Raw genomic sequence first — 21,312 nt, forward strand, 5'->3', positions numbered from 1 at the left:
ATAAAGAGAAAGAAAAAGTAACAGAAAAAAACAGATACAAATCAATACACTTTATCAAAGATGATGAAGGAAATTATATATGTCCAGCTGGACATGCATTTGAACTAGAAAAGGAGACAATCGATAGACAAGGAGAATATGAAAGAATAAATAAACATTATGTAAACAGACATTGTGAAGGTTGCCCATTGAGAAGCAAATGCACCAAAGCAAAAAATGGGAGAACATTGGTACATTGTGATAAGCTGGAAGAATATCATCAAGAGGCAAGAAGCAACGTGACAAGTGATGAAGGTATCAAGCTGATGAAGAAACGAAGCAATGAGTCAGAGGGGACATTTGGAGATTTAAAATATAATCAGAAATATGACAGATTACGTCGGCGAGGAGAAGCTGGAGTAAAATTAGAGATATATTTAATAGCGATAGGAGAAAACCTAAGGAAATATCACCGAAATAAAATGAAAGAAAAAGAAAAGAAACAAATAAACTAATAAATTTTTAAAATAAAAGAGGTAGTTCTTTTTAAGTGCGCCAAAAAGAGTAAATGAATGAGAAAAAGAAAGAGTAAAAAGGCTAAAATTTTCTCATTCATTTTAATTTACAAAAAAAGAGCTGTAACGCTCTAAAATAGTTAAAAAACTACTTACTCGTTACAGCCTATTATTCCTGAGGTATTGTTTGATCATTATTGTCATCAAGAGGTTTATCTTCTTGATCGGCAGAATTTGATTCTTGATCATCAGTTTGCTGAGTTGAAGAATCTTGTTGCTGATCTTGTTTTGATTCCTGTAATTGTTGTTGTAATTCTTCAATTTGATTTTGTTGCTTTAAATAATAGTGATAAGCCACATATCCACCAAAACAAACACCCGCAATGATTAACAAACTTAATAAAAAGAGAAAGAATGTAGAAAACCAAGAACGTTTTCTTTTTTCTTTTATAACTTTTGTTTTGACTTTATTCTTTGTCTTTTTCTTTATTTTCTTTTTGACTTTGGTTTTTGGTTTCTTATAATGCTGAACTACTTTTTGATCTTCTAATTCATGAGAATCATCATGTTTAGGGACTTTTTTCTTTTGTGGAAGGGGCTGTTTTGTTGTAGGAACAGTTGTTTTTTTATGTGGTTGGTTTATTTGTTTTGTTTTTGGTGTTTGTTGATAATAACTATCATATTTATCTATATGTGATTGATAGATATCATTTGTATCTTCATCTTCATCATTAAAAGTAAATTTCTTTTGACTCATTTTCATCACCCGCTTATAGTATTGACTTTCTTTATGACTTTAGTATTAACTTTTATTCGTAATAATTGACTATTTTTATATTTGGTATTAGAATATATTTAGTAATACTAAATAGAAAAGAGATGATGCTATGAATGCGAAATATGAAAGACAATTAAAAAAGGGTGTTTTAGAAATTATAGTATTACAGCTTTTATCAAAAGAAAAAATGTATGGTTATCAATTGATTATGACTATGAAAGAATTAAGTCAAGGCATGTTTGAAATGCGTGAAGGAACGCTATATCCAATTCTATATCGTTTAGAAGATGATGGATTGGTTAAGAGTGAATGGAGTGAACAAAAGGATAAAGAAATTTCAAGAAAGTATTATAAAATCACTGAGGATGGTCAAAAGACTTTAATTGAATTGCGGAGTTTATGGCATGATTTTTCAAAAAATGTAAATCAAATATTGGGGGATAATGATGATGAATAAAGAACAATATATTAAATTAGTTATGAAAAAATTAGGATGTACAAAGAAAGAAAAAGAAAAAATCAAAGTTGATTTGAATAATGATATTGAAATGGCATTGAAAAATGGTGAAACATTTGAAGATATTATGAAAAGAATGGGGACACCTGAAGAATTAGCACAAGAATTTAATGATAATTTAGGAGTTGTTTACAAAAAGTCACATAAGAAATTGATTATAGGTATTATTATTGGCGTGGTTGCTGTTATTATTGCTATTGTCTTGTATATTCAATCACTGATACCTGATATCAATCCATTAGGAACATCAGGATTATATCAAGAAAGTGAAGTACATCAATGGAATGTAGAAGCAATTGGTTATCTTAATCAAAATGATTATGATTCGCTTCATCAAATGTTAAGTCCAAATTTACGAGATCGATTAGATGATATTTTAAAGGCTAAAAATGATTTAGGGGAACTTGGGAATTTTGAAAAAATAACGAGTGAGCAATCTGTTGAAGCTAAACAAAAAGGTGAGTTATTAGTGGCGAGTGAAGTTGTTGCGTTATATGAAAAAAGAAGTGTGACTTATACAATTAGTTTTAATGAATCTGGTCAAATGGTTGGCATTTATATGAAATAGAAGGAGTATATATGGTAGAAATCATTTTAGGTATTTTATCTATTGCTTTGGGACTTTATTGTTTTATTCAAGGGAAAATTCCTCTGATTAAAAATTATAATGGTGTTAAGGATATCAAAAAACATGTTCGTTTAGAAAGTGGAGCGGTTATTTTTGTCGGAATGATAATATTGTTTCATGCGTATTTTCATTTCTCATCAGTTATGTTAATGGGAATGATGATTACTGTTGCTGTGCTTTGTTTAATATTAGAAGTTGTTTTGAAAGCTATTTAAAAAATTAATGACTATAAAAGGTGAGACTATGGAAAATATCATATTTTTAGCAATAGGGTTATTGCTGTTGTTTTATGCTTATCAGTTGATTGTAAAGCATAATATAAAGATAATGCATGATTATCACTATCAAAAAGTAAATGATTCACAAAAGAAAGCTTATCCACAAGTAGTGGGATTAGGACTTTTTGTTATGGGGGTTGATTATTTTCTTGTTGTTTTGCTTTATATCTTAAGTGGCAAGTTCTCTGCTATTTTGATTCTTTTAGGAACTGTTTTAGGGATAGGCATCTTGATTTATGGTTAATATCGTTATAATGGAAGTATTATGTAAAAATGGAGGATGAAGTAAGATGACATTATTGCCTAATTATGTTGATGATTCATGGAAAGAGTTATTGAGTGATGATTTTATAGAAAAATTAAATGTCATAGAAAAAACATTGGATAGGATGCCATTACACGATTGTGGTTATGCGTATTTTCCTAAAAAAGACAAGATTATGCGTTTTCTTTCGCTTGATCTTCAAAATATCAAATGTATTATTCTTGGCATGGAACCCTATCCTTCATGGTATATAAATGAAGATGGAAAAATTGAAGGTGTTGCTACAGGAAGAAGTTTTGAAGTAAAAAATGTTAAAAGCTGGCAACAAAAATTTAAACAAGCATCATTGATAAATATATTAAAAGCTATTGTCTTTAATGAAACAGGTCAAAAGAAAACAATAGCAGAAATCCGTAATGATATTGATAATGGTGATTTCCAAATGAGTGAACCTCCTGAATGGTTTGATAAACGAGAACAAAGTGGTGTGCTATTCTTAAATGCGACATTAACTGTCAAACCAGATCAGCCAGATTCTCATACACAATTATGGGAAGCAGTTATGAATGATGTTATGAAGTATATTGATAAGAAAAATAAAAACGTGAAATGGCTTTTATTTGGAAAAAATGCTAAACAAAGAGTAATTTTTACAATAGGGGAGAATAATAATCAATATCACTGTTGTCATCCCAGATTGCCGCAATTTGTTGATGAAAATATTTTTAAGAATATTGAAGAAATAAAATGGAATTTATAGATAGAGAGGAAAATAATTATGATAATAGGGTTAAGTCTTATTTTTGGGATTATGGCTATTTTCTTATTAATGGGAAAAGGTGGTTTTTTAATCGCGGGTTATAATACTGCAAGTGAAAGCGAAAAAGCACGCTATGATGAAAAGAAATTATGTCGTGTAATGGGAGTAGGGATGATGCTTATAGCTTTTGGTTTGCTTGCTACGGCATTTTTTAAAATGATCGGAGTCGTTATTATGCTTATAACAATCGCACTAGCATTGGTTGTTATGTTTGTAGGGAGTGGACATTGTTATCGTGAGGAATATCAAAAAGAAGTTGCCAAAACCCCTTGGTATAAAAACAGTCAAGTTTATTTTGCAATAATAGGTATATTGATTTCTATTGGAGTAGGAATCATGATGTTTATAGGGAATATCAATGTGAAGTTTTTAGATCAATCAGTTGTTTTCAAGGCAACTTTATCGAGAACGACTGAAGTTCTTTATCAAGATATTGAAAAAGTCAGTTATGTTGAAAATTTAGATATCGGTAAGAAAAAAATGGGGATTAATAATATGGCTATTAATGCAGGACGTTTTCAAAATGATAAGTTTGGTAGATATTTATTATATTGTTATACAAGCTGCAAAGATTATGTTGTTATGGAAACAAAAGATGGAATTGTTGTTGTTAATGATAAAACAGTAAGTCAAACGAAAGCGCTTTATGAAAAATTAAAAGATAAGTAAAAAAGGTATCATGGGATGTGATACCTTTCCTTTTTTGAGGGGAGTTAAATATTATTATATATATTATTTATTCCAGAAAAAAGATAATAACTTTGAGAAGTGAGCACAATTGAAATAACGTTCACTTTGTACCCAAGATGGGCAATAATTGCGTTCGCTAGCTAATGCATAATAATCAGATGAGATAAACATAGTCATTCCTCCTTTGAAATATTGTTTCCTTTTTAATACAATTACATTATATAACATAATCAAAATAAAAAAAGGGTCTCAAAATATAAAGATAACCCCATTATTTTGTGCGCAGAGCACAAAAAGTGTTATAATAAAAAAGAAGGGGGAAGTGATTGTTATGGGATTTACAATTGAAGATGCTTTGGTCCAAACGCAAACTCAATATCAATTAAAATTATTAGCTGGTAAAAAGGGATGTGCCAATGCGATTAGTTGGGTTCATTTGATAGAAGATACAACGATTATTAGACAATTATGGGGAAAAGAATTGGTCGTCACAACAGGACTTGGTTTTCAAGAAGCGGGTGATCTATTAGAGTTGGTTCAATATCTTGTCAAATATCATAGTGTTGGTTTGATTATTAATACAGGTAAATATATTTTTGATATTCCAAGTGATGTTATTGATTATTGTGATGAACAAGATTTTCCATTATTGACAACACCATGGAAAGTTCATTTGGCAGATTTAATTAAGGATTTTAGTATGCGTTGTCTTTATTCAGAAAAAGAAGATCGACAAGTTGCAACTTATTTTAAAAAGGTTTTTATGAATGCTCAGGATATTGAAGAATCTCGATTAGCATTAACAAGTACATTTGATGTTGATGGTACCTTTCAAGTATTATCTATTCATATTGAGGATTCTGATCAATGGGATACGATTGAAAGACGACGTATGGCTTTTCAAATTGAATTGTATTTTGAAAAGATTGAATGCCCTTATAGTTTCTTTTGGTATGATGGACGTTTTGTATTGGTAGTCAATAATTTAGCTGAAAGTGAATTTGATGAAATTATTAAAAGTATGTGTCAGCGTGCTAAAAAACGTATGAACAAATATCAAATTCATATTGGTGTTGGAACAATGGTTAAAGATTTTAGAAATATTATTTTAAGTTATAAACGTGCTTTAAGTGCGACAACTTTAGCAACTCATTTTCAACAGGCCATTCTACATTTTAGAGATATGGGGGTTTATCAAATTCTTTCTTCTATTGAAGATGAACAAATTTTAAAAGATATGTATCATCGTTTATTAGATCCTTTAATATCTTATGATGAAAAACATCATGGTGAGTTAGAAAAAACACTTTATTATTATTTGGAGTATAATGGAAGTCCTCAAATGATGGCAAAACATTTATATACTCATCGTAATACAATTAATTATCGTTTAACAAAGATTAAAGAACTGTTAAATAATCCACTATCTTCATATAATGATTTATTACCTTATATGTTAGCTTTTTATATCAAAAGAATGTTTTAAATAGGAATATGATTGTTCATTTAGGAGGATGAAATGAAGAAATATATCATTAATCCAATCAGTTTATTTATAATTGGATTCCTTTTAGGAATACTATCAAGATTATTGGATATCTATACTCAAAATTTAGGAAATATTTTTTCACAAATGGCTATATGGATATTATTTGGTGTTCTTATCTCTATTTATAGTCATACAAAGAAACAAGCAATGATTAATATTTTACCATTTTGTTTAGGAATGCTAGGCACATATTATAGTGTTGCTTATTTTAACCAAGGCGTTTATAGCAAGACTTTTATTATGGCATGGACATTATTTGCATTGTGTTCTCCAATATTGGCCTATTTTACTTGGATGACAAAAGAAAAAGGTCTTTTATCTTATATCATCCGTATTGGAATTGTATTGATATCCATTTTATCAAGTCTTATTCTTTTTGATGGATTAAGAATATATGATTTTATAATTGATGGGTTATTAATTTATATTTTGTTTTTTAAAAAGATAATACGCTAAAAACCCTGTTTTAAAAATAAACAGGGTTTTAACATAAAAAACTTCCTAATTTATAGGAAATATTATTTCGAATGGAGCGGATGATGGGAATCGAACCCACGTAGTCAGCTTGGAAGGCTGAAGTTCTACCATTGAACTACATCCGCATAAGAAATATAAAATTTTAATGGAGCGGGTGATGGGAATCGAACCCACGTAGTCAGCTTGGAAGGCTGAAGTTCTACCATTGAACTACACCCGCATAGGGAATATAAAATCTTAAATGGAGCGGATGATGGGAATCGAACCCACGTAGTCAGCTTGGAAGGCTGAAGTTCTACCATTGAACTACATCCGCATATTAAGATGGTGACCCGCAGGCGACTCGAACGCCTGACCCTCTGATTAAAAGTCAGATGCTCTACCGACTGAGCTAGCGGGTCAAATAATTGGCTGGGATACCTGGATTCGAACCAGGGAAATGACAGAGTCAAAGTCTGTTGCCTTACCGCTTGGCTATATCCCAACAAGATGGTGGGGAGGGGCGGATTCGAACCACCGAACCGAAAGGAACTGAGTTACAGTCAGCCGCGTTTAGCCACTTCGCTACCTCCCCATCAATATGGTGCCGGCTAAAGGACTTGAACCCTCAACCTACTGATTACAAGTCAGTTGCTCTACCAGTTGAGCTAAGCCGGCAATGGTGGAGGTTAACGGGCTCGAACCGCTGACCCTCTGCTTGTAAGGCAGATGCTCTCCCAACTGAGCTAAACCTCCGTATTTCTTAGTGCTTACATATAATACCATAGGAGATATTTTCCGTCAAGAAAAAATTTTAAAAAAATAAAAGAAGTAGATTTCTCTACTTCTTAAACACCAGGTTTTCCTAATAATTTAAACATGTTTTTCTTGTAAACTTCTACACCAGGTTGATTAAATGGATTGACATCTAATAAATATACTGACATAGCACATGCTTTTTCAAAGAAATAAACCATATATCCAAATGAATATGGAGTTAATTCATCAAGTGTGATTTGGATATTAGGAACATTACCAGTATTAACATGGGCATCAATTGTTCCTTCACAAGCTTTTTTATTTACATAATCAACAGTTTTTCCAGCTAAGTAATTTAAATTATCTAAATTATCAGCATCACTAGGAATTTCTAAATCAGAAATTGGTTTTTCAATTTTTAAAACTGTTTCATATAAAACTTTTGTTCCTTCTTGGATAAATTGTCCAAGTGAGTGTAAATCTGTAGAGAAAGTTGCACTTGTTGGTAAGATACCTTTTCCTTCTTTACCTTCAGATTCACCAAATAATTGTTTCCACCATTCTGCAGTCATAGCAAGTTGTAATTCATAAGTGACAAACATTTCAGCAGGATATCCTTGTTTTGATAACATTTGTCTAGCTACACCATATTGATAAGCTGCATTTTTAGCTAAATCAGGATTACTATATTCTTCTCTTGCATCAGCTGCACCTTTTAACATAGCTTCAACATCAATTCCTGCCATAGCAATTGGGAATAAACCAACTGCTGTTAATACTGAATAACGTCCACCAACATCATCAGGTACAACGAATGTTGTATATCCTTCATTAGTTGCTAAAGTTTTTAAAGCACCTTTTTCTTTATCAGTAGTTGCGACAATTCTTCTTCTGGCAACTTCTTTTCCTTTAGTAGATTCAAGTAAATCTTTAAAGATTCTAAATGCAATTGATGTTTCAGTAGTTGTTCCTGATTTAGAAATAACATTGATTGCAAATTCTTTATCTTTAACATATTCTTTAACTTGAGATAAGTAATTAGATGAGAAAGTATTTCCAACATAGATGATTTGTACATCATTTGTAGGGAATAAACCATTTAATGCTTCAATAGCAGCTCTTGCTCCTAAATAAGAACCCCCGATACCACATACTAATAAAACATCAATTTCATCTTTTAATTGTGCAGCTTTTTCTTTAATTGCTTTGACTTCTTCTTTATCATAAGCAACAGGTAAGTCTACCCATCCTAAAAAATCATTTCCTTTACCAGTTTTGTTATGGATCATATCATGAATAGAAGCAACTTGCTTTGTATATGCATCCATACTTTCAGCTAATTTAGCTTGTGATAAATCAACTTTAATCATCATTCTTCCTCCTTTTTGATGCCTTGAGCAATCCACTCAGGCAATTTTTCTTTCAATGGATTAAATCCTAAAGGTGTCTCTTGTATCTTTTCCCTTTGGTTTTTATAAGCTCGCTTATACTTTCTTTTTGCTGTATGTACAGCTTTTAAAGAAAGCTTGGCTTGATGACTTTCTTCATCTATATCAATAACTTTGACACGAATAACTTCACCAACATGGACAAAGCTTTCAACACTTCTTACAAACTTATCAGATATTTCTGAAATGTGTATTAAACCAGAAGTATGATCGGGTAAAGAGGCAAATGCACCATAAGGTTGAATTCCAGTAATGGTCACATCAATAATATCACCAGTTTTGACGCGATATTCCATTAACAGCCCTCCAATCAATGAGATTATATCACAAAAGGGTTCTACATGAAAGCGAAAATAGGTTATGTCACTTTTATATTTTAAAAATTATGGTATAATATGGAGGACGTTAGGAGGAAGAAGAATGAATCAAGAAGAAGAAATTAAGAAAGTCATTCATAAACTAAGACCATATTTACAAAGAGATGGTGGAGATATCGAATTCATCAAATTTGAAGATGGTATTGTTTATGTTCAAATGCATGGAGCTTGTGCTGGTTGTACAATGCTTGATGCAACTTTAAAAGATGGTGTTGAACAAATCCTGATTGAAGAAGTTCCTGGTGTTTTGGAAGTACAGGCTATTTAATGAAAAAATTTATTGCTGAGTTTAAAGAATTTGCCATGCGTGGAAATGTGCTAGATATGGCCGTTGGGGTTATCATTGGTGGAGCTTTTGGTAAAATTGTTTCATCACTTGTTAATGATATTATTATGCCAGTGATTACATTATTAACTGGTGCGGCTGATTTCACAAAGCTTTCATTGGTTTTAAAAGAGCCAGTGAATGGAAGTGAAGGGATTGCTTTAATGTATGGTAATTTCTTACAAAATATCATTGATTTTTTAATTATTGCATTGGTAATCTTTGTTATGTTAAAAATCATGATGAAATTATCTTCACTTCGTCAAAAAGAAGATGTTGAAGAAATCAAAGAAAAAGGACCAACAACAGAAGAACTTTTAATAGAAATTAGGGATTTATTAAAAGAAAATAAAAATTGAGAAAAATTTGAGAAAAAAACAATGAAAAATGTGTTATAATCATAGTATGTGAAAATATCTCTTGATTTATAGATATGATTAGCATATAATGAACAAAGTCTTGATTTGTAGAATAATGTCTGACGATTAGGTTAAACTAAGAGTGGTGATATTATGAATACAAGAAAGCAGGAGCAGTTAAAAATAGCTGCCATTCTTTATGACTTAGGAATAGATATGGAACTTATTGAAGCCATGACATCCTTAAGCCGTGAAGATCTAACAAAATTATATCAATAATAGAAGCTCTTATTCAGAACCACGAGATGAGGATCGATGAAGTGGTGGCAACCCTTAGAAAAGAAGGTGCCTTTACCTAGCAAGTTTACTTGAACAATAAGAGGAAAGAAAAGCTTTCCTCTTGAAAGCTTTTTTTATTGAAATGCGGGAGGAAAGAAAAAATGGAAAAGATTTTATTTACATCTGAATCAGTTTCAGAAGGACATCCAGACAAAGTCTGTGATCAAATTAGTGATGCTATCTTGGATGCATGTATTGGACAAGATCCACATTCAAGAGTGGCTTGTGAGTGTTTCACAACAACAAATTTATTGATGATTGGTGGTGAAATCACAACTAATGCTAAAGTTGATTATGAAAGCATTGCAAGAGATGTTTTAAGAAAAATTGGTTATACAAGTGATGATTTAGGAATTGATGCCGATCATTGTGAAGTTAAAGTTGTGATGGATACCCAATCAGCTGATATCGCTCTTGGAACAAATGTTGAAGTTGGTGGAGCAGGAGACCAAGGTATTATGTTTGGTTATGCTTGTAATGAAACAGAAGGATATATGCCTTTACCAGTTTCTATTGCTCATCATTTGGTACGTTATGCCACAGAAAAAAGACATGCTGGTGAATTTAAATGGGCACGTCCTGATATGAAATCACAAGTGACAGTTGATTATAGTGATCCTACTCATCCTAAGATTGATACGATCTTAATGTCAATTCAACATGATTCAGATTTTAATGAAACAGAATTTAAAGATTATATTCAAAATGTCATTATGAAAGAAGTTGTTAAAAAATATGACATGAATACAGATTACAAAGTTTATATTAATCCAACTGGACGTTTTGTAATTGGTGGACCTCATGGTGATACAGGTTTAACTGGACGTAAGATTATTGTTGATACATATGGTGGAACAGCTAGACATGGTGGAGGAGCATTCTCAGGAAAAGATCCTTCTAAGGTGGATAGAAGTGCAGCTTATATGGCAAGATACATGGCTAAGAACATTGTTGCTGCTGGACTTTGTGATAAAATTGAGATTCAATTATCTTATGCAATTGGGGTTAAAGAACCAACAAGTGTCTTTATTGAAACATATGGTAGTGAAAAAGTTGATAAAGATGTTATCTTAAAAGCGATTAAAACTGAATTTAATTTAACACCTCAAGGAATTATTGATACTTTACAATTGCTTCAGCCATTATATTCAAAAACAGCTGTTTATGGACATTTTGGACGTGGTGATTTAAATTTACCTTGGGAAAATTTAGATAAAGTTGAAGATTTGAAAAAATATTTGTAAGCTCCTATCGGGGCTTTTTTACTTTTTTTAAGGATAGGAGTGTAATTTTTATTAATTTATTGTATAATATAATTATCAAAGGAGGAATATTTATGAAAGTCATTATTAGAGGAAAAAACATTGAGCTAACTGAAGGGATTCAAGCAAAAGTCAACAAGAAATTAAGTATGTTAGACAAATACTTTATCATGAGTGATAATGTTGAAGCGAAAGTTTTAATTAGAACGTATCCAGTTGGTCAAAAAATCGAAGTGACTATTCCAACAGAATATGTATTATTAAGAGCTGAAGAAATGGATGAAGATCTTTATAATGCAATCGATTTAGTAATCGACAAATTAGAAGGGCAAATTAGAAAGTACAAGACGAGATTAAACAGAAAATCTAAAGATAATAAACTCGCATTGAACATTGCTTCTATTGAACCATTAGAAACAGAGGAGGAAGATGTTCTCGTCAAAACAAAGACAATTAGTCCAAAACCTATGGATATGGAAGAAGCTATTATGCAAATGGAATTAATTGGACATTCATTCTTTGTTTATAAGGACACTGAAACAAATTTAATTAGTGTTGTTTATAAAAGACATGATGGAAATTATGGCTTAATTGAAACTGAATAACATAAAAAGCCCAAGCTTGGGCTTTTTATTATACCAAAGAACCTTGATAAAGGTCTTTTTCTTTCATTAATTTATCAATATCATTTAAAATCGTTACTTTTTTAATAGACCATAATGGTTCAACAAGATCTTTTAATGGGGCATCACCAGTTAGACGTTCAATCACAACAGAATCAGGAATATAAGTTAATTGTTCAACAACAAGTTTTATATAGTCCTCTCTAGAAAGTAATGGAAAAGGCTTTTGCAAATACATTTTATGTAAAGCAGTATCTTTTAACATAAAGAGATTGTGAATCTTAAGACCTTGAATGTCTAGCTTGCCAACTACTTTTGCAGTTTCAATCATCATATCATAGGTTTCATAAGGGAGACCATTGATAATATGGACACAGACATCAAGATGACGTTTTCTTAAACGCTCTAGTCCTTTTAAAAATGTTTGATAATCGTGTCCACGATTAATCAGTTGAGCTGTTGAATCATGAATGGTTTGTAGACCTAATTCAATATAGAGATCACATTTTTGTGATAGTTCGTAAAGATAATCACAAATCTCCTCACTTAAACAATCAGGACGTGTTGCAATAGCAATTCCAACCACATCAGGATAATCTAAAAACGGCTCAAAGGTTGCTTTTAATCTGTCTAATGTTCCATAGGTATTGGTATTAGCTTGAAAATATGCAATGAATTTACAATCAGGCCATTTTTTTCTCATCATTGTAGATACATCTTGAAATTGTTTTTGTAAAGAATCATAGACATTTCCAGCAAAATCACCAGAACCACTATCTGAACAAAAAATACATCCACCTTTTCCTTTGGTTCCATCACGATTAGGACAAGTAAAGCCAGCGTTTAAAGAGACTTTGGCTATTTTTTGTTGATATTTATTTTTTAAATAATAGTTATATGTATGATAACGCTTGTTATCATTTGAATAAGGGAATTTGTTCATTTTTATCACCGAAATGATTATAGCATAAAGGAGGAAACAATGTTAGAGTTAAAACATATTTCAAAAAGATTTGAGGAACATCTTATCATTGATGATGTTTCTTTAGTGTTACCTGATTGTGGAATGGTAGGAATTCAAGGAACAAGTGGATGTGGGAAAAGTACGTTACTTTATATTATTGGAATGTTGGATGATGATTTTGCAGGTGAAATTTTTTATAATGGCGAAAAAGTCATGGATAGAAGTGAATTTATAAGTCAAAATATTTCTTATATGATGCAAAATAAGGATTTTATTTCTGCTTTGACAATAAAAGAAAATATTACACTTGCATCACAAGTCAGTCAGTTTGATTATTCACCAGCTATTTTACAAAAAATCACAACTCAACTTTCTATTCAAGATTTATTAAAACGTTATCCTCATCAATTATCTGGAGGACAATTAAAACGTGCCTCGATTGCAAAAGCAATGCTCAAACAATCACCAATTATTTTATGTGATGAACCAACAGGAGCCTTACATAGTCAACAAGCTCAAATTGTTATGCAAGAGTTAAAAAAACTATCATTAAAATCATTAGTAATTATTGTTTCACATGATCCTTTGTTATTGAAACAATATTGTGATAGTGTTTTGACTTTAGAAAATGCAAAATTAAAAGGTCGACTTAAAAAAACACCAATTATTCAAACAACTCATCCTCAACCCAAGACATATTCCATGTTTTTTTATTCTTTTAAACAATTACTTTATCAAAGAAACAAACTACTGTTTCTTTTTTTATTTCAATGGATTGTGATTGTGGCATTCTTTTTGATTGTTACAGCAATGAATGGCGTTTTTGATGCAATAAGTGAAAGTGAGAAAAGTTCAGTTCAAGTCAACATGATGACGATTGAGAAAAAAGATAGCAGTGCTTTTGAAGAACTGATAACTCATCTGCAGATAAAGAATGTCACTTATGATTATTCATTGGAACAATTACAATGGTCTTATCAAAATAAAGATATAACATGTTTCATTTCCTTTTTGCCAATACAAACATCTCATATTCAATTATCAAAAGGACGATTACCCCAAAATAGTCATGAAATTATTTTGAGTTTACCTTTATATCAAACATTAAAACAGCCTCAAACATTAACTTGTCTTACTGATACAAAAATAGAAATGCAGGTTGTAGGTGTTTTAGAAGAACATTTCTTTACCCAAGAAGAAATTTATTGTTCACCATTATTACAAAACGAATTATCTGCTTTTAAAGATATGAAAACTTTATGTGTAGAAGCTAAGGAGCAATCTCATCAAATGCTGTATAAAAGTTTATCTCAGGATTATTTTGTTTATAGTGATGTAATTGAAAGGGTTGAAAATTATCAATCCATTCTTTCTCTAGCAAGATTGATTGCCTATGTTTTTATAGGAATCAGTTTTTTTGTTTCTTTGCTTTTAATTGGGATTGTTGAATCAACGATTTATTATGAAAGAACTCATGATGTTGCTTATTTATTATCTTTAGGTATGAAAAGAAAAAGGTTGTTTGTTTTATCAATTATTGAAGCCTTGAGTTTAGGTATCATGATGGCAATAGGTGGTTGTTTATTATCAGCATTTTTATATTTTTATTTCAATAATGTTTATTTATTAAAAGAACATTTTGGGATTCTTTTAAGTTTACATCCCATATTATTGAGTCAATATGATTTATATGGCTTTATTTTTATTTGTTATATGTTGATGACTATGTTAGGGGCACTATTACCAACAAGAAAGATGATGAGTATCAATATGATTGATGTTTTAAGGGAGGAATAAGGATGTTAGAATTAAAGAATATTCAAAAAAGATATGATTATCATAAAGTGTTACAAGATATTAATATGTCTTTTCCAAGTTGTGGAATGGTTTCAATTGTTGGACCTTCAGGATGTGGGAAAAGTACGCTGTTACATATTATTGGAGGTATTGATCAAGATTTTTTAGGTGATCTTCTATGGCAGGGAAAAAGCGTGAAAAAGCATTTAACAAAATATCGTCGTCAACATGTAAGCTTTATCTTTCAACAATTTCATTTAATTATGTGGTTGTCAGTGAAACAAAATATCGCTTTACCACAATTTTTCCATCCTCAAGAAAAACAACAGATTCTTTTAGATATGCAAGCTTTTGAAAATGCTAGTATGTCCTCTTTATCATTAGGACAAAGACAACGCATTGCATATTTAAGAACACGTTATCATAAAAGTGATATTTTATTATGTGATGAACCGACAGGTTCTTTAGATCCTATTCATGCAAAGGAAATTATGGAGTTATTAAAAGAAGAAGCAAAACAACGATTGGTTATTTTGGTATCACATGATCAAAAATTAGTTGAAAAGTATAGTGATGAAATCTATGAAATGAAAGATGGACAAATCATAGCTCATCGTGTCTATCGACAGTCAGTGCATCAAGATCAAATGAAAAAGAAAACTAAGAGAATCTTTTTCCCACATCTTCGTTTATCAATTGAATCATTTTTATCACATAAGAAACGTTCTTTACAACTGGTTTTTGGTTTAACCCTTTCTTTGTTATGTATTGTTTTTACATTGACATTAAGTCAAAATTTAGAAAATCAAATTCATCAATATATTCATTCATTATTTCCTGCTTCCAGCATTAGTTTTCAATCAATGCATCATCAATCTTTGACTGTTGAATTACTCAATCAAATACAAGCTCATCCAGATATTATTAAAGCCGAAATGTATTTAGATGATTATGAATGTTTAGGAATGAGTTTTATAAAAGAACGCTACCAAGAATCAACAACTCTTTTTATCGGTGATGAAACATCTCCTTATGAGGATTTATCATTAAAATTAGGAAGATTTCCGCAAAATCAACATGAAATTTTAGTATCACTATCAACAGCTCAACATCTTTGTCAAAATGAAGATATTTCTTTATTAATTGATAAAGCAGTTTATGTTTATTATCAACATGGTTTAGAAGTCAAACCCATTGCTTTTCATGTGGTAGGAATCACGACACAAACAACTTCATTAGATACTTTCTATCAACAAAATCATGCTTCTTATTATCTTTTAAAAGAAGTTTATCAGTTTCCGGAGAATCCATCAGCAAGTTTAGGAATTATATATGTTGATAAAAATAAAGAAAGAAAAACTGTTTTAGATGATCTTCAAAAAACTTATCCCACTTATCAATTTAAAGAAGTTGGTACTTCTACAACTCAAAATATAAGTCAAACCATGAAACAGGTGAGAATTGTTTTATATATTTTTTCAATCTTAGCTATTTTATCTTCTTTGTTTTTAATTGGAGAGGTGATGTTTTTAAATGTTGTTCAAAAAAAGAAAGATTTAGCAATTATGAAATGTTTTGGTGCTAGTCCAATTGATATTATGAAAATTGTTTTATATGAGTCATTGGAAATTGTTTTATTTGCTCAGTTGATATGTACTTTGTTATATTATGAAGCTATTGAAATGATGAACCAAGTTGTTAAAGAGATTTTATTAAATCATCAGTTTGTCTTTTCTTTTGATATAAGATTATTGTTGATTGTTTTTGGTGTAACATATTTGTTTGTATTAATCAGTCAAATTCCACCATTGATTTATGTTTTGAAGATCAATACAGTTGAATCTTTAAAAGAATAAAAATAATGTATTTAGAATTGTTGAAGTTAATAGCAAGCTCAATAGATGGAGTTAATTAAAAAAGATTAATAGTTGAAATTATTAAATCATGTGATATAATGTTGAATAAGTAAAAATCAATGAAAAGGAATAGTAATTGTCTGTAATCTTTTAGAGAGCTTGTGGCTGGTGGAAACAAGTAGAGGAAGCAATGAACTCGCCTTGGAGATGTAAGGGTGAATCAAGTAGTCTTTACCGTATCACTGCGTTAAAGTGTTGAGGGCATACAATGATTGTATGAACTAAGGTGGTAACGCGATAAAGTCGTCCTTAGATGGAGGACTTTTTTTATTTTAAGGAGGAATGAAAGATGCCGTTTGATCACAAACAAATAGAAAAGAAGTGGCAAAAATATTGGGATGAAAATCAAACATTTTATACTGATGTTTGGGATTTCTCTAAGCCAAAATACTATGCTTTAGATATGTTCCCATATCCATCAGGACAAGGGTTACATGTTGGACATCCAGAAGGTTATACTGCAACTGATATTATGTCAAGAATGAAAAGAATGCAAGGATATAATGTATTGCATCCAATGGGATTTGATGCTTTTGGATTACCTGCTGAACAATATGCTATTAAAACTGGGAATCATCCAGAAGGATTTACTTTAGAAAATATTGAAACATTTACAAAACAATTAAAGATGTTAGGTTTTTCTTTTGATTGGGATAAATGTATTTCAACGTGTGATCCTGATTATTACAAATGGACACAATGGATTTTTAAACAACTTTATGAAGATGGTTTAGCTAGAAATGTTGATATTCCAGTTAACTGGTGTGAGGAATTAGGAACAGTTCTTGCCAATGATGAAATCATTGATGGTAAGAGTGAACGTGGAGGATATCCTGTTGTGAGAAAGAATATGAAACAATGGGTTATTGATATTCCTGCTTATGCAGAAAAATTGTTGGCTGGGTTAGAAGATATTGATTGGCCAGAATCAACCAAAGAAATTCAAAGAAACTGGATTGGAAAATCAATTGGTGCTCATGTTGATTTTAAAGTTGCTGGACATGATGAAAAATTTACTGTTTTTACAACACGTTGTGATACTTTATTTGGAGCAACTTATTGTGTTTTAGCTCCAGAACATGATTTAGTAGCAAAAATTACAACTGAAGCACAAAAACAAGCGATTGATGACTATGTGAAAGTTTGTGCGACAAAATCAGAATTAGAACGTACAGAATTAAATAAAGAAAAAACAGGTGTTTTCACTGGGGCTTATGCAATCAATCCAGTCAATGGTAAAGAAATTCCAATTTGGATTTCTGATTATGTTTTAGCTGGTTATGGAACTGGGGCAATTATGGCTGTTCCAGCACATGATGATCGTGACTGGGCGTTTGCTAAGAAATTTGGAATTGATATTATTCCTGTCTTAGAAGGTGGCGATGTGACAAAAGAAGCATGGACACAAGATGGAGTACATATTAATTCAGACTTCTTAAATGGTATGAATAAAGAAGATGCAATTGCAGCAATGACAAAATGGTTAGAAGAACATCATTGTGGTCAACAAAAAATTAATTATCGTTTAAGAGAATGGATTTTTGCAAGACAAAGATATTGGGGAGAACCAATTCCTGTGATTAATTTTGATGATGGTAGCTCAGTAGCATTATCAGATGATCAATTGCCATTAATTTTACCACCATTAGAAGATTATTCACCATCTAAGACTGGGGCTTCACCACTTGATAAAGCAACTGATTGGGTAAATGTTGAAATTGATGGTAAAAAAGGAAAACGTGAAACAAGTACAATGCCAGGAAGTGCTGGAAGTAGCTGGTACTATATGCGATATATTGATCCACATAATGATAAAACGATTGCTGATCGAAAATTATTGGATCATTGGTTACCAGTGGATTTATATGTTGGTGGACCTGAACATGCGGTTGGACATTTATTGTATTCACGTATGTGGAATCGTTATTTGTTTGACAAAGGATATTTATCTCATCCAGAACCTTTTCAAAAGTTATATCACCAAGGTATGATTTTAGGTGGTAATGGTGAAAAGATGAGTAAATCTAAAGGAAACGTTATTAATCCAGATGATATTGTTAATGCTTATGGAGCAGATACATTACGTGTTTATGAAATGTTTATGGGACCATTAGAAGCAAGCAAACCATGGAGTGAAAGTGGTGTTGATGGTGCTAGAAAATGGTTGGATCGTGTTTATCGTTTGGTTATTGAATCTGATAAATTAAGTGATGAAAATGATCATTCATTAGATTTTATCTATCATCAAACGGTTAAGAAAGTCACTCATGATTATGAAACTTTAGGATTTAATACAGCAATTTCACAAATGATGATTTTTGTGAATGAAGCTTATAAAGCTAAGAGTGTCTATCGTCCATATGCCGAAAACTTAGTTAAAATGTTAAGCTGTATTGCTCCTCATGTTTGTGAGGAAATGTGGCAATTATTAGGACATGATACAACAATTGCTTATGAAACATGGCCTACATATGATGAAGCTATGTTGGAACAAGCAACAGTTGAAATGGCTGTTCAAGTGAACGGAAAAGTTCGTGCTAAGATTACTGTTAACAAGGATGAAGATGATGAAGTTGTTAAACAAACAGCTTTATCTCAAGACAATGTGAAAACACATACTGATGGTAAGAATATTGTTAAAGTGATTGTTGTTAAAAATAAGATTGTCAATATTGTTGTTAAATAATATTTGTTAACTTATGTATTGAAGTATGACTTCTGTTTGAAGATACTCAATAATTGTAATAGGATGAAAGGAAACTTTCGTTATACAATTGTTATAAATATATTTTTGGTAAAGAGTAAGGGAGGAATCATTGTGATTCCTCTTATTTATTATCTAATAGGAAAAATTATTTGTTGTGATGAGGATAAATGCATGGTTGATTAATATGAAAGTTTTTTGTTATAATTAACTAAATATTTGGAGGAGGAATATTATGAATCATTTAGGGACAAAAGAAATCAAAACTCAACGATTAACATTAAGAAAGTTTAATGAAAATGATGCAGTTATGGCATATCGAAATTGGACAAGTGATGAAAAGGTTATAAAATTTTTAACATGGCCAGTTCATCAATCTGTTGATGTTACAAAGAAAGTTTTAAATGATTGGATTGAATCATATCAAGATTTATCATTTTATCAATGGGCTATTGTTCTTGATGAAATTAATGAACCTATTGGAAGTATAAGTGTTGTTGATATCAATGAACAAACCAACATGGTTCATATAGGCTATTGTATTGGAAGTCAGTGGTGGCATCAAGGAATTACAAGTGAAGCATTTGCGGCAGTGATTCAATATTTATTTGAAGAAGTGAAAGTGAATCGCATTGAAACTCAACATGAACCTAATAATCCTAATTCTGGTAAAGTTATGAAAAAATGTGGTTTAACTTATGAAGGTACATTACGCCAAGCTATGCATAGTAATCAAGGGATTGTCGATGCTTGTGTTTATGGGATACTTGCTAGTGAATATTTTCAAAAGAAACAATAAAAAAAGCAATTGGAACTATTTAAAATAGTTTCCGATCGCTTTTTATGATCTAATCTATAGATCTGTGATAAAAGAAGGTTTTTGTAATTTGTTCACCTGATTGATTTTAAATTCTAAAGTTGAATGAACATAAAGCTCTAATGTAATTGATACACTAGAATGTCCGAGCATTTCAGATAATGATTTAACATCAATATCATTCATAATACAGTTTGTTGCATATGTATGTCTTAAAGTATGGAAATTAATTTGGAAACCATATAATTGACATATCTTTTGAAAATGATATTGAATATTACGCGGGTCAGATATTTTATGTGAATTGGTATAAATATAGTGAGTTATATCTTTAACATCAAGTAATTCATAATATTTTCTGATATAATCTAAGATGAATTTTGGAATAGGAACAATTCTTTTTGAAGTTATTGTTTTGGGTTCTAAAATCATTAATTGTGTTTTCGTTTCACTCTCCTGAGTAACTTTTAATCTTTCAATTGTTCTATTTACACTAATTAATCCAGTGTGAAAATCAATGTCCTCCCACTTTAACCCTGCAACTTCTCCTAAACGAAAACCACCATATAATGATAATAAAACAACTAATGATATGCCTTCATAACGTTGAAAGCAATGTGATTCTAAAGATACTTTCTGCTCAATTGTTAGTGGTTTATAACCATTATTAGATTTACCTAATTTAATAAAATTAAAATTAATATTCATCGTATGATATTTCATTTGAGAATATTCTAAAATAGATTTTAATACATATCTAATACTTTTTAATGTACTAATAGAATAAATATTCTTTTCAATCAATTCATGAAAATATGTCATCACAAAATCTTCATGAATTTCACTCATTAATAAATTATCAAAAGATATATTCAAATGTGTATTGATAATATTTTCATATTTTGTATACGTTGAATATTTGATTGATAATTTCTTTAACAACAACCACTCATTTGATACTTCTTTAAAATACTTCTCTTTCTTTAAAAATTTCATTTTTTCTTACCTCCTATCTCATATTGTAACTAATATACAAAATTCGACATAAAATAATGATGTTTTATATAGAAATGAACAAAACTAAATATGTTAAATTATCAAAAAGTCATCGAATTATACAATGACTTTTTCTTTTATGTTAAAATTA

24 protein-coding genes, 8 tRNA genes, 1 riboswitch and 1 other annotated feature are annotated in these 21,312 nt (G+C 30.6%); of the genes, 18 read left to right on the plus strand and 14 right to left on the minus strand.

All coding sequences use genetic code 11. The annotated features are described in order from the left end of the window. On the plus strand, positions 1–494 hold a 494-nt coding region (locus EDD60_RS10250), incomplete at its 5' end, for a transposase (protein ID WP_207905316.1). A gap of 169 nt (positions 495–663) precedes the next feature. Here the strand turns inward: EDD60_RS10250 and EDD60_RS10255 are convergent. Further along, a complete protein-coding gene (locus EDD60_RS10255) occupies positions 664–1,251 on the minus strand; it encodes a DUF2371 domain-containing protein (protein WP_066445185.1) in 588 nt (195 codons plus the stop codon). A 130-nt stretch (positions 1,252–1,381) separates the two neighbouring features. On the opposite strand from EDD60_RS10255, the gene EDD60_RS10260 reads away from it, so the two are divergent. The 6 genes from EDD60_RS10260 to EDD60_RS16110 are packed head-to-tail and all read left to right on the plus strand — an operon-like array spanning position 1,382 to position 4,449. Further along, entirely contained in the window at positions 1,382–1,729 is a 348-nt protein-coding gene (locus EDD60_RS10260; RefSeq protein ID WP_066445187.1) for a PadR family transcriptional regulator, read from the plus strand. Further along, entirely contained in the window at positions 1,722–2,357 is a 636-nt protein-coding gene (locus EDD60_RS10265) for a DUF3887 domain-containing protein (protein WP_165973145.1), read from the plus strand. Before EDD60_RS10260 ends, EDD60_RS10265 begins: the two co-directional genes overlap by 8 nt. A gap of 11 nt (positions 2,358–2,368) precedes the next feature. After that, the gene (locus EDD60_RS10270; protein WP_066445193.1) at positions 2,369–2,632 is read left to right on the plus strand and encodes a hypothetical protein; all 264 of its coding nucleotides are present in this window, start codon (positions 2,369–2,371) and stop codon (positions 2,630–2,632) included. A 28-nt stretch (positions 2,633–2,660) separates the two neighbouring features. Then, positions 2,661–2,939, plus strand: a complete 279-nt coding sequence (locus EDD60_RS10275; protein WP_066445196.1) for a hypothetical protein — start codon at positions 2,661–2,663, stop codon at positions 2,937–2,939. A 46-nt stretch (positions 2,940–2,985) separates the two neighbouring features. Continuing rightward, positions 2,986–3,720, plus strand: a complete 735-nt coding sequence (locus tag EDD60_RS10280; protein ID WP_066445199.1) for a uracil-DNA glycosylase family protein — start codon at positions 2,986–2,988, stop codon at positions 3,718–3,720. 18 nt (positions 3,721–3,738) lie between these two features. Continuing rightward, positions 3,739–4,449, plus strand: coding sequence for a DUF3784 domain-containing protein (locus EDD60_RS16110; RefSeq protein WP_066445201.1), 711 nt, complete (start codon positions 3,739–3,741; stop codon positions 4,447–4,449). Positions 4,450–4,512: 63 nt separating this feature from the next. Here EDD60_RS16110 and EDD60_RS16595 read toward each other — a convergent pair whose 3' ends face one another. Beyond that, positions 4,513–4,641, minus strand: coding sequence for a hypothetical protein (locus tag EDD60_RS16595; RefSeq protein ID WP_257529342.1), 129 nt, complete (start codon positions 4,639–4,641; stop codon positions 4,513–4,515). Between the two features lie 160 nt (positions 4,642–4,801). On the opposite strand from EDD60_RS16595, the gene EDD60_RS10290 reads away from it, so the two are divergent. After that, positions 4,802–5,956: a PucR family transcriptional regulator gene (locus EDD60_RS10290; RefSeq protein ID WP_066445203.1), complete on the plus strand. Its 1,155-nt coding sequence runs from the start codon at positions 4,802–4,804 to the stop codon at positions 5,954–5,956. A 33-nt stretch (positions 5,957–5,989) separates the two neighbouring features. Further along, positions 5,990–6,475, plus strand: a complete 486-nt coding sequence (locus EDD60_RS10295; protein WP_066445205.1) for a DUF6518 family protein — start codon at positions 5,990–5,992, stop codon at positions 6,473–6,475. A 72-nt stretch (positions 6,476–6,547) separates the two neighbouring features. Here the strand turns inward: EDD60_RS10295 and EDD60_RS10300 are convergent. The 10 genes from EDD60_RS10300 to EDD60_RS10345 form a co-directional block, all read right to left on the minus strand. Then, positions 6,548–6,621, minus strand: a tRNA-Gly gene (locus EDD60_RS10300). Between the two features lie 21 nt (positions 6,622–6,642). Further along, positions 6,643–6,716 (minus strand) — tRNA-Gly (locus EDD60_RS10305). Positions 6,717–6,738: 22 nt separating this feature from the next. Then, positions 6,739–6,812, minus strand: a tRNA-Gly gene (locus tag EDD60_RS10310). 9 nt (positions 6,813–6,821) lie between these two features. Beyond that, positions 6,822–6,897: transfer RNA gene (locus EDD60_RS10315), tRNA-Lys, on the minus strand. Between the two features lie 7 nt (positions 6,898–6,904). Further along, positions 6,905–6,980: transfer RNA gene (locus EDD60_RS10320), tRNA-Gln, on the minus strand. Positions 6,981–6,986: 6 nt separating this feature from the next. Beyond that, positions 6,987–7,070, minus strand: a tRNA-Tyr gene (locus tag EDD60_RS10325). Between the two features lie 7 nt (positions 7,071–7,077). Beyond that, positions 7,078–7,153 (minus strand) — tRNA-Thr (locus EDD60_RS10330). A 2-nt stretch (positions 7,154–7,155) separates the two neighbouring features. Then, positions 7,156–7,231, minus strand: a tRNA-Val gene (locus tag EDD60_RS10335). Between the two features lie 92 nt (positions 7,232–7,323). Further along, positions 7,324–8,604 (minus strand): glucose-6-phosphate isomerase, encoded by a 1,281-nt coding sequence (locus tag EDD60_RS10340; RefSeq protein ID WP_066447877.1) that lies wholly within the window; start codon positions 8,602–8,604, stop codon positions 7,324–7,326. Next, positions 8,604–8,978, minus strand: coding sequence for a CvfD/Ygs/GSP13 family RNA-binding post-transcriptional regulator (locus tag EDD60_RS10345; RefSeq protein WP_066447873.1), 375 nt, complete (start codon positions 8,976–8,978; stop codon positions 8,604–8,606). Before EDD60_RS10345 ends, EDD60_RS10340 begins: the two co-directional genes overlap by 1 nt. Before the next feature lie 124 nt (positions 8,979–9,102). On the opposite strand from EDD60_RS10345, the gene EDD60_RS10350 reads away from it, so the two are divergent. The 5 genes from EDD60_RS10350 (at position 9,103) to hpf (ending at position 11,949) form a co-directional block, all read left to right on the plus strand. Beyond that, complete coding sequence (locus tag EDD60_RS10350) at positions 9,103–9,327, plus strand: NifU family protein (protein WP_054325398.1); 225 nt, start codon at positions 9,103–9,105, stop codon at positions 9,325–9,327. Next, positions 9,327–9,743, plus strand: a complete 417-nt coding sequence (mscL, locus tag EDD60_RS10355) for a large-conductance mechanosensitive channel protein MscL (RefSeq protein ID WP_066447870.1) — start codon at positions 9,327–9,329, stop codon at positions 9,741–9,743. Before EDD60_RS10350 ends, mscL begins: the two co-directional genes overlap by 1 nt. 153 nt (positions 9,744–9,896) lie before the next feature. Further along, positions 9,897–10,022 (plus strand): FlhC family transcriptional regulator, encoded by a 126-nt coding sequence (locus EDD60_RS10360; RefSeq protein ID WP_132226395.1) that lies wholly within the window; start codon positions 9,897–9,899, stop codon positions 10,020–10,022. Between the two features lie 6 nt (positions 10,023–10,028). Continuing rightward, positions 10,029–10,125: riboswitch (SAM riboswitch) on the plus strand. 58 nt (positions 10,126–10,183) lie between these two features. After that, positions 10,184–11,326: a methionine adenosyltransferase gene (gene metK / locus EDD60_RS10365; protein WP_066447867.1), complete on the plus strand. Its 1,143-nt coding sequence runs from the start codon at positions 10,184–10,186 to the stop codon at positions 11,324–11,326. 92 nt (positions 11,327–11,418) lie between these two features. Beyond that, entirely contained in the window at positions 11,419–11,949 is a 531-nt protein-coding gene (gene hpf / locus EDD60_RS10370; protein ID WP_066447864.1) for a ribosome hibernation-promoting factor, HPF/YfiA family, read from the plus strand. 28 nt (positions 11,950–11,977) lie between these two features. On the opposite strand, the gene EDD60_RS10375 is transcribed toward hpf, so the two are convergent. Then, positions 11,978–12,910 carry a TIGR01212 family radical SAM protein gene (locus EDD60_RS10375; RefSeq protein ID WP_066447860.1) on the minus strand — a complete coding sequence of 311 codons (933 nt, stop codon included), beginning with the start codon at positions 12,908–12,910 and terminating at the stop codon, positions 11,978–11,980. A 39-nt stretch (positions 12,911–12,949) separates the two neighbouring features. Between EDD60_RS10375 and EDD60_RS10380 the strand changes: the two genes are divergently transcribed. From EDD60_RS10380 to EDD60_RS10395, 4 genes are all read left to right on the plus strand, one after another. Then, complete coding sequence (locus EDD60_RS10380) at positions 12,950–14,728, plus strand: ABC transporter ATP-binding protein/permease (protein ID WP_066447857.1); 1,779 nt, start codon at positions 12,950–12,952, stop codon at positions 14,726–14,728. A 2-nt stretch (positions 14,729–14,730) separates the two neighbouring features. After that, on the plus strand, positions 14,731–16,584 hold the full coding sequence (locus EDD60_RS10385) for an ATP-binding cassette domain-containing protein (protein WP_066447854.1): 1,854 nt from the start codon (positions 14,731–14,733) through the stop codon (positions 16,582–16,584). A gap of 110 nt (positions 16,585–16,694) precedes the next feature. Further along, positions 16,695–16,898: a binding site (T-box leader), on the plus strand. 35 nt (positions 16,899–16,933) lie between these two features. Next, positions 16,934–19,330, plus strand: coding sequence for a leucine--tRNA ligase (leuS, locus tag EDD60_RS10390; protein WP_066447851.1), 2,397 nt, complete (start codon positions 16,934–16,936; stop codon positions 19,328–19,330). Between the two features lie 253 nt (positions 19,331–19,583). Then, the gene (locus EDD60_RS10395) at positions 19,584–20,147 is read left to right on the plus strand and encodes a GNAT family N-acetyltransferase (protein ID WP_066447848.1); all 564 of its coding nucleotides are present in this window, start codon (positions 19,584–19,586) and stop codon (positions 20,145–20,147) included. Between the two features lie 54 nt (positions 20,148–20,201). Here EDD60_RS10395 and EDD60_RS10400 read toward each other — a convergent pair whose 3' ends face one another. After that, positions 20,202–21,161: a tyrosine-type recombinase/integrase gene (locus EDD60_RS10400; protein WP_066447845.1), complete on the minus strand. Its 960-nt coding sequence runs from the start codon at positions 21,159–21,161 to the stop codon at positions 20,202–20,204. Positions 21,162–21,312 lie beyond the last annotated feature (151 nt).

Source organism: Longibaculum muris (assembly GCF_004343035.1).
In the GTDB taxonomy this organism is placed as follows: Bacteria; Bacillota_I; Bacilli_A; order Erysipelotrichales; family Coprobacillaceae; genus Longibaculum; species Longibaculum muris.

Coding starts and splice junctions, on each gene's coding strand:
- EDD60_RS10255 (WP_066445185.1), bottom strand. CDS start 1,251: ATGAGTCAAAAGAAATTTACTTTTAATGATGAAGATGAAGATACAAAT.
- EDD60_RS10260 (WP_066445187.1), top strand. CDS start 1,382: ATGAATGCGAAATATGAAAGACAATTAAAAAAGGGTGTTTTAGAAATT.
- EDD60_RS10265 (WP_165973145.1), top strand. CDS start 1,722: ATGAATAAAGAACAATATATTAAATTAGTTATGAAAAAATTAGGATGT.
- EDD60_RS10270 (WP_066445193.1), top strand. CDS start 2,369: ATGGTAGAAATCATTTTAGGTATTTTATCTATTGCTTTGGGACTTTAT.
- EDD60_RS10275 (WP_066445196.1), top strand. CDS start 2,661: ATGGAAAATATCATATTTTTAGCAATAGGGTTATTGCTGTTGTTTTAT.
- EDD60_RS10280 (WP_066445199.1), top strand. CDS start 2,986: ATGACATTATTGCCTAATTATGTTGATGATTCATGGAAAGAGTTATTG.
- EDD60_RS16110 (WP_066445201.1), top strand. CDS start 3,739: ATGATAATAGGGTTAAGTCTTATTTTTGGGATTATGGCTATTTTCTTA.
- EDD60_RS16595 (WP_257529342.1), bottom strand. CDS start 4,641: ATGTTTATCTCATCTGATTATTATGCATTAGCTAGCGAACGCAATTAT.
- EDD60_RS10290 (WP_066445203.1), top strand. CDS start 4,802: ATGGGATTTACAATTGAAGATGCTTTGGTCCAAACGCAAACTCAATAT.
- EDD60_RS10295 (WP_066445205.1), top strand. CDS start 5,990: ATGAAGAAATATATCATTAATCCAATCAGTTTATTTATAATTGGATTC.
- EDD60_RS10340 (WP_066447877.1), bottom strand. CDS start 8,604: ATGATTAAAGTTGATTTATCACAAGCTAAATTAGCTGAAAGTATGGAT.
- EDD60_RS10345 (WP_066447873.1), bottom strand. CDS start 8,978: ATGGAATATCGCGTCAAAACTGGTGATATTATTGATGTGACCATTACT.
- EDD60_RS10350 (WP_054325398.1), top strand. CDS start 9,103: ATGAATCAAGAAGAAGAAATTAAGAAAGTCATTCATAAACTAAGACCA.
- mscL (WP_066447870.1), top strand. CDS start 9,327: ATGAAAAAATTTATTGCTGAGTTTAAAGAATTTGCCATGCGTGGAAAT.
- EDD60_RS10360 (WP_132226395.1), top strand. CDS start 9,897: ATGAATACAAGAAAGCAGGAGCAGTTAAAAATAGCTGCCATTCTTTAT.
- metK (WP_066447867.1), top strand. CDS start 10,184: ATGGAAAAGATTTTATTTACATCTGAATCAGTTTCAGAAGGACATCCA.
- hpf (WP_066447864.1), top strand. CDS start 11,419: ATGAAAGTCATTATTAGAGGAAAAAACATTGAGCTAACTGAAGGGATT.
- EDD60_RS10375 (WP_066447860.1), bottom strand. CDS start 12,910: ATGAACAAATTCCCTTATTCAAATGATAACAAGCGTTATCATACATAT.
- EDD60_RS10380 (WP_066447857.1), top strand. CDS start 12,950: ATGTTAGAGTTAAAACATATTTCAAAAAGATTTGAGGAACATCTTATC.
- EDD60_RS10385 (WP_066447854.1), top strand. CDS start 14,731: ATGTTAGAATTAAAGAATATTCAAAAAAGATATGATTATCATAAAGTG.
- leuS (WP_066447851.1), top strand. CDS start 16,934: ATGCCGTTTGATCACAAACAAATAGAAAAGAAGTGGCAAAAATATTGG.
- EDD60_RS10395 (WP_066447848.1), top strand. CDS start 19,584: ATGAATCATTTAGGGACAAAAGAAATCAAAACTCAACGATTAACATTA.
- EDD60_RS10400 (WP_066447845.1), bottom strand. CDS start 21,161: ATGAAATTTTTAAAGAAAGAGAAGTATTTTAAAGAAGTATCAAATGAG.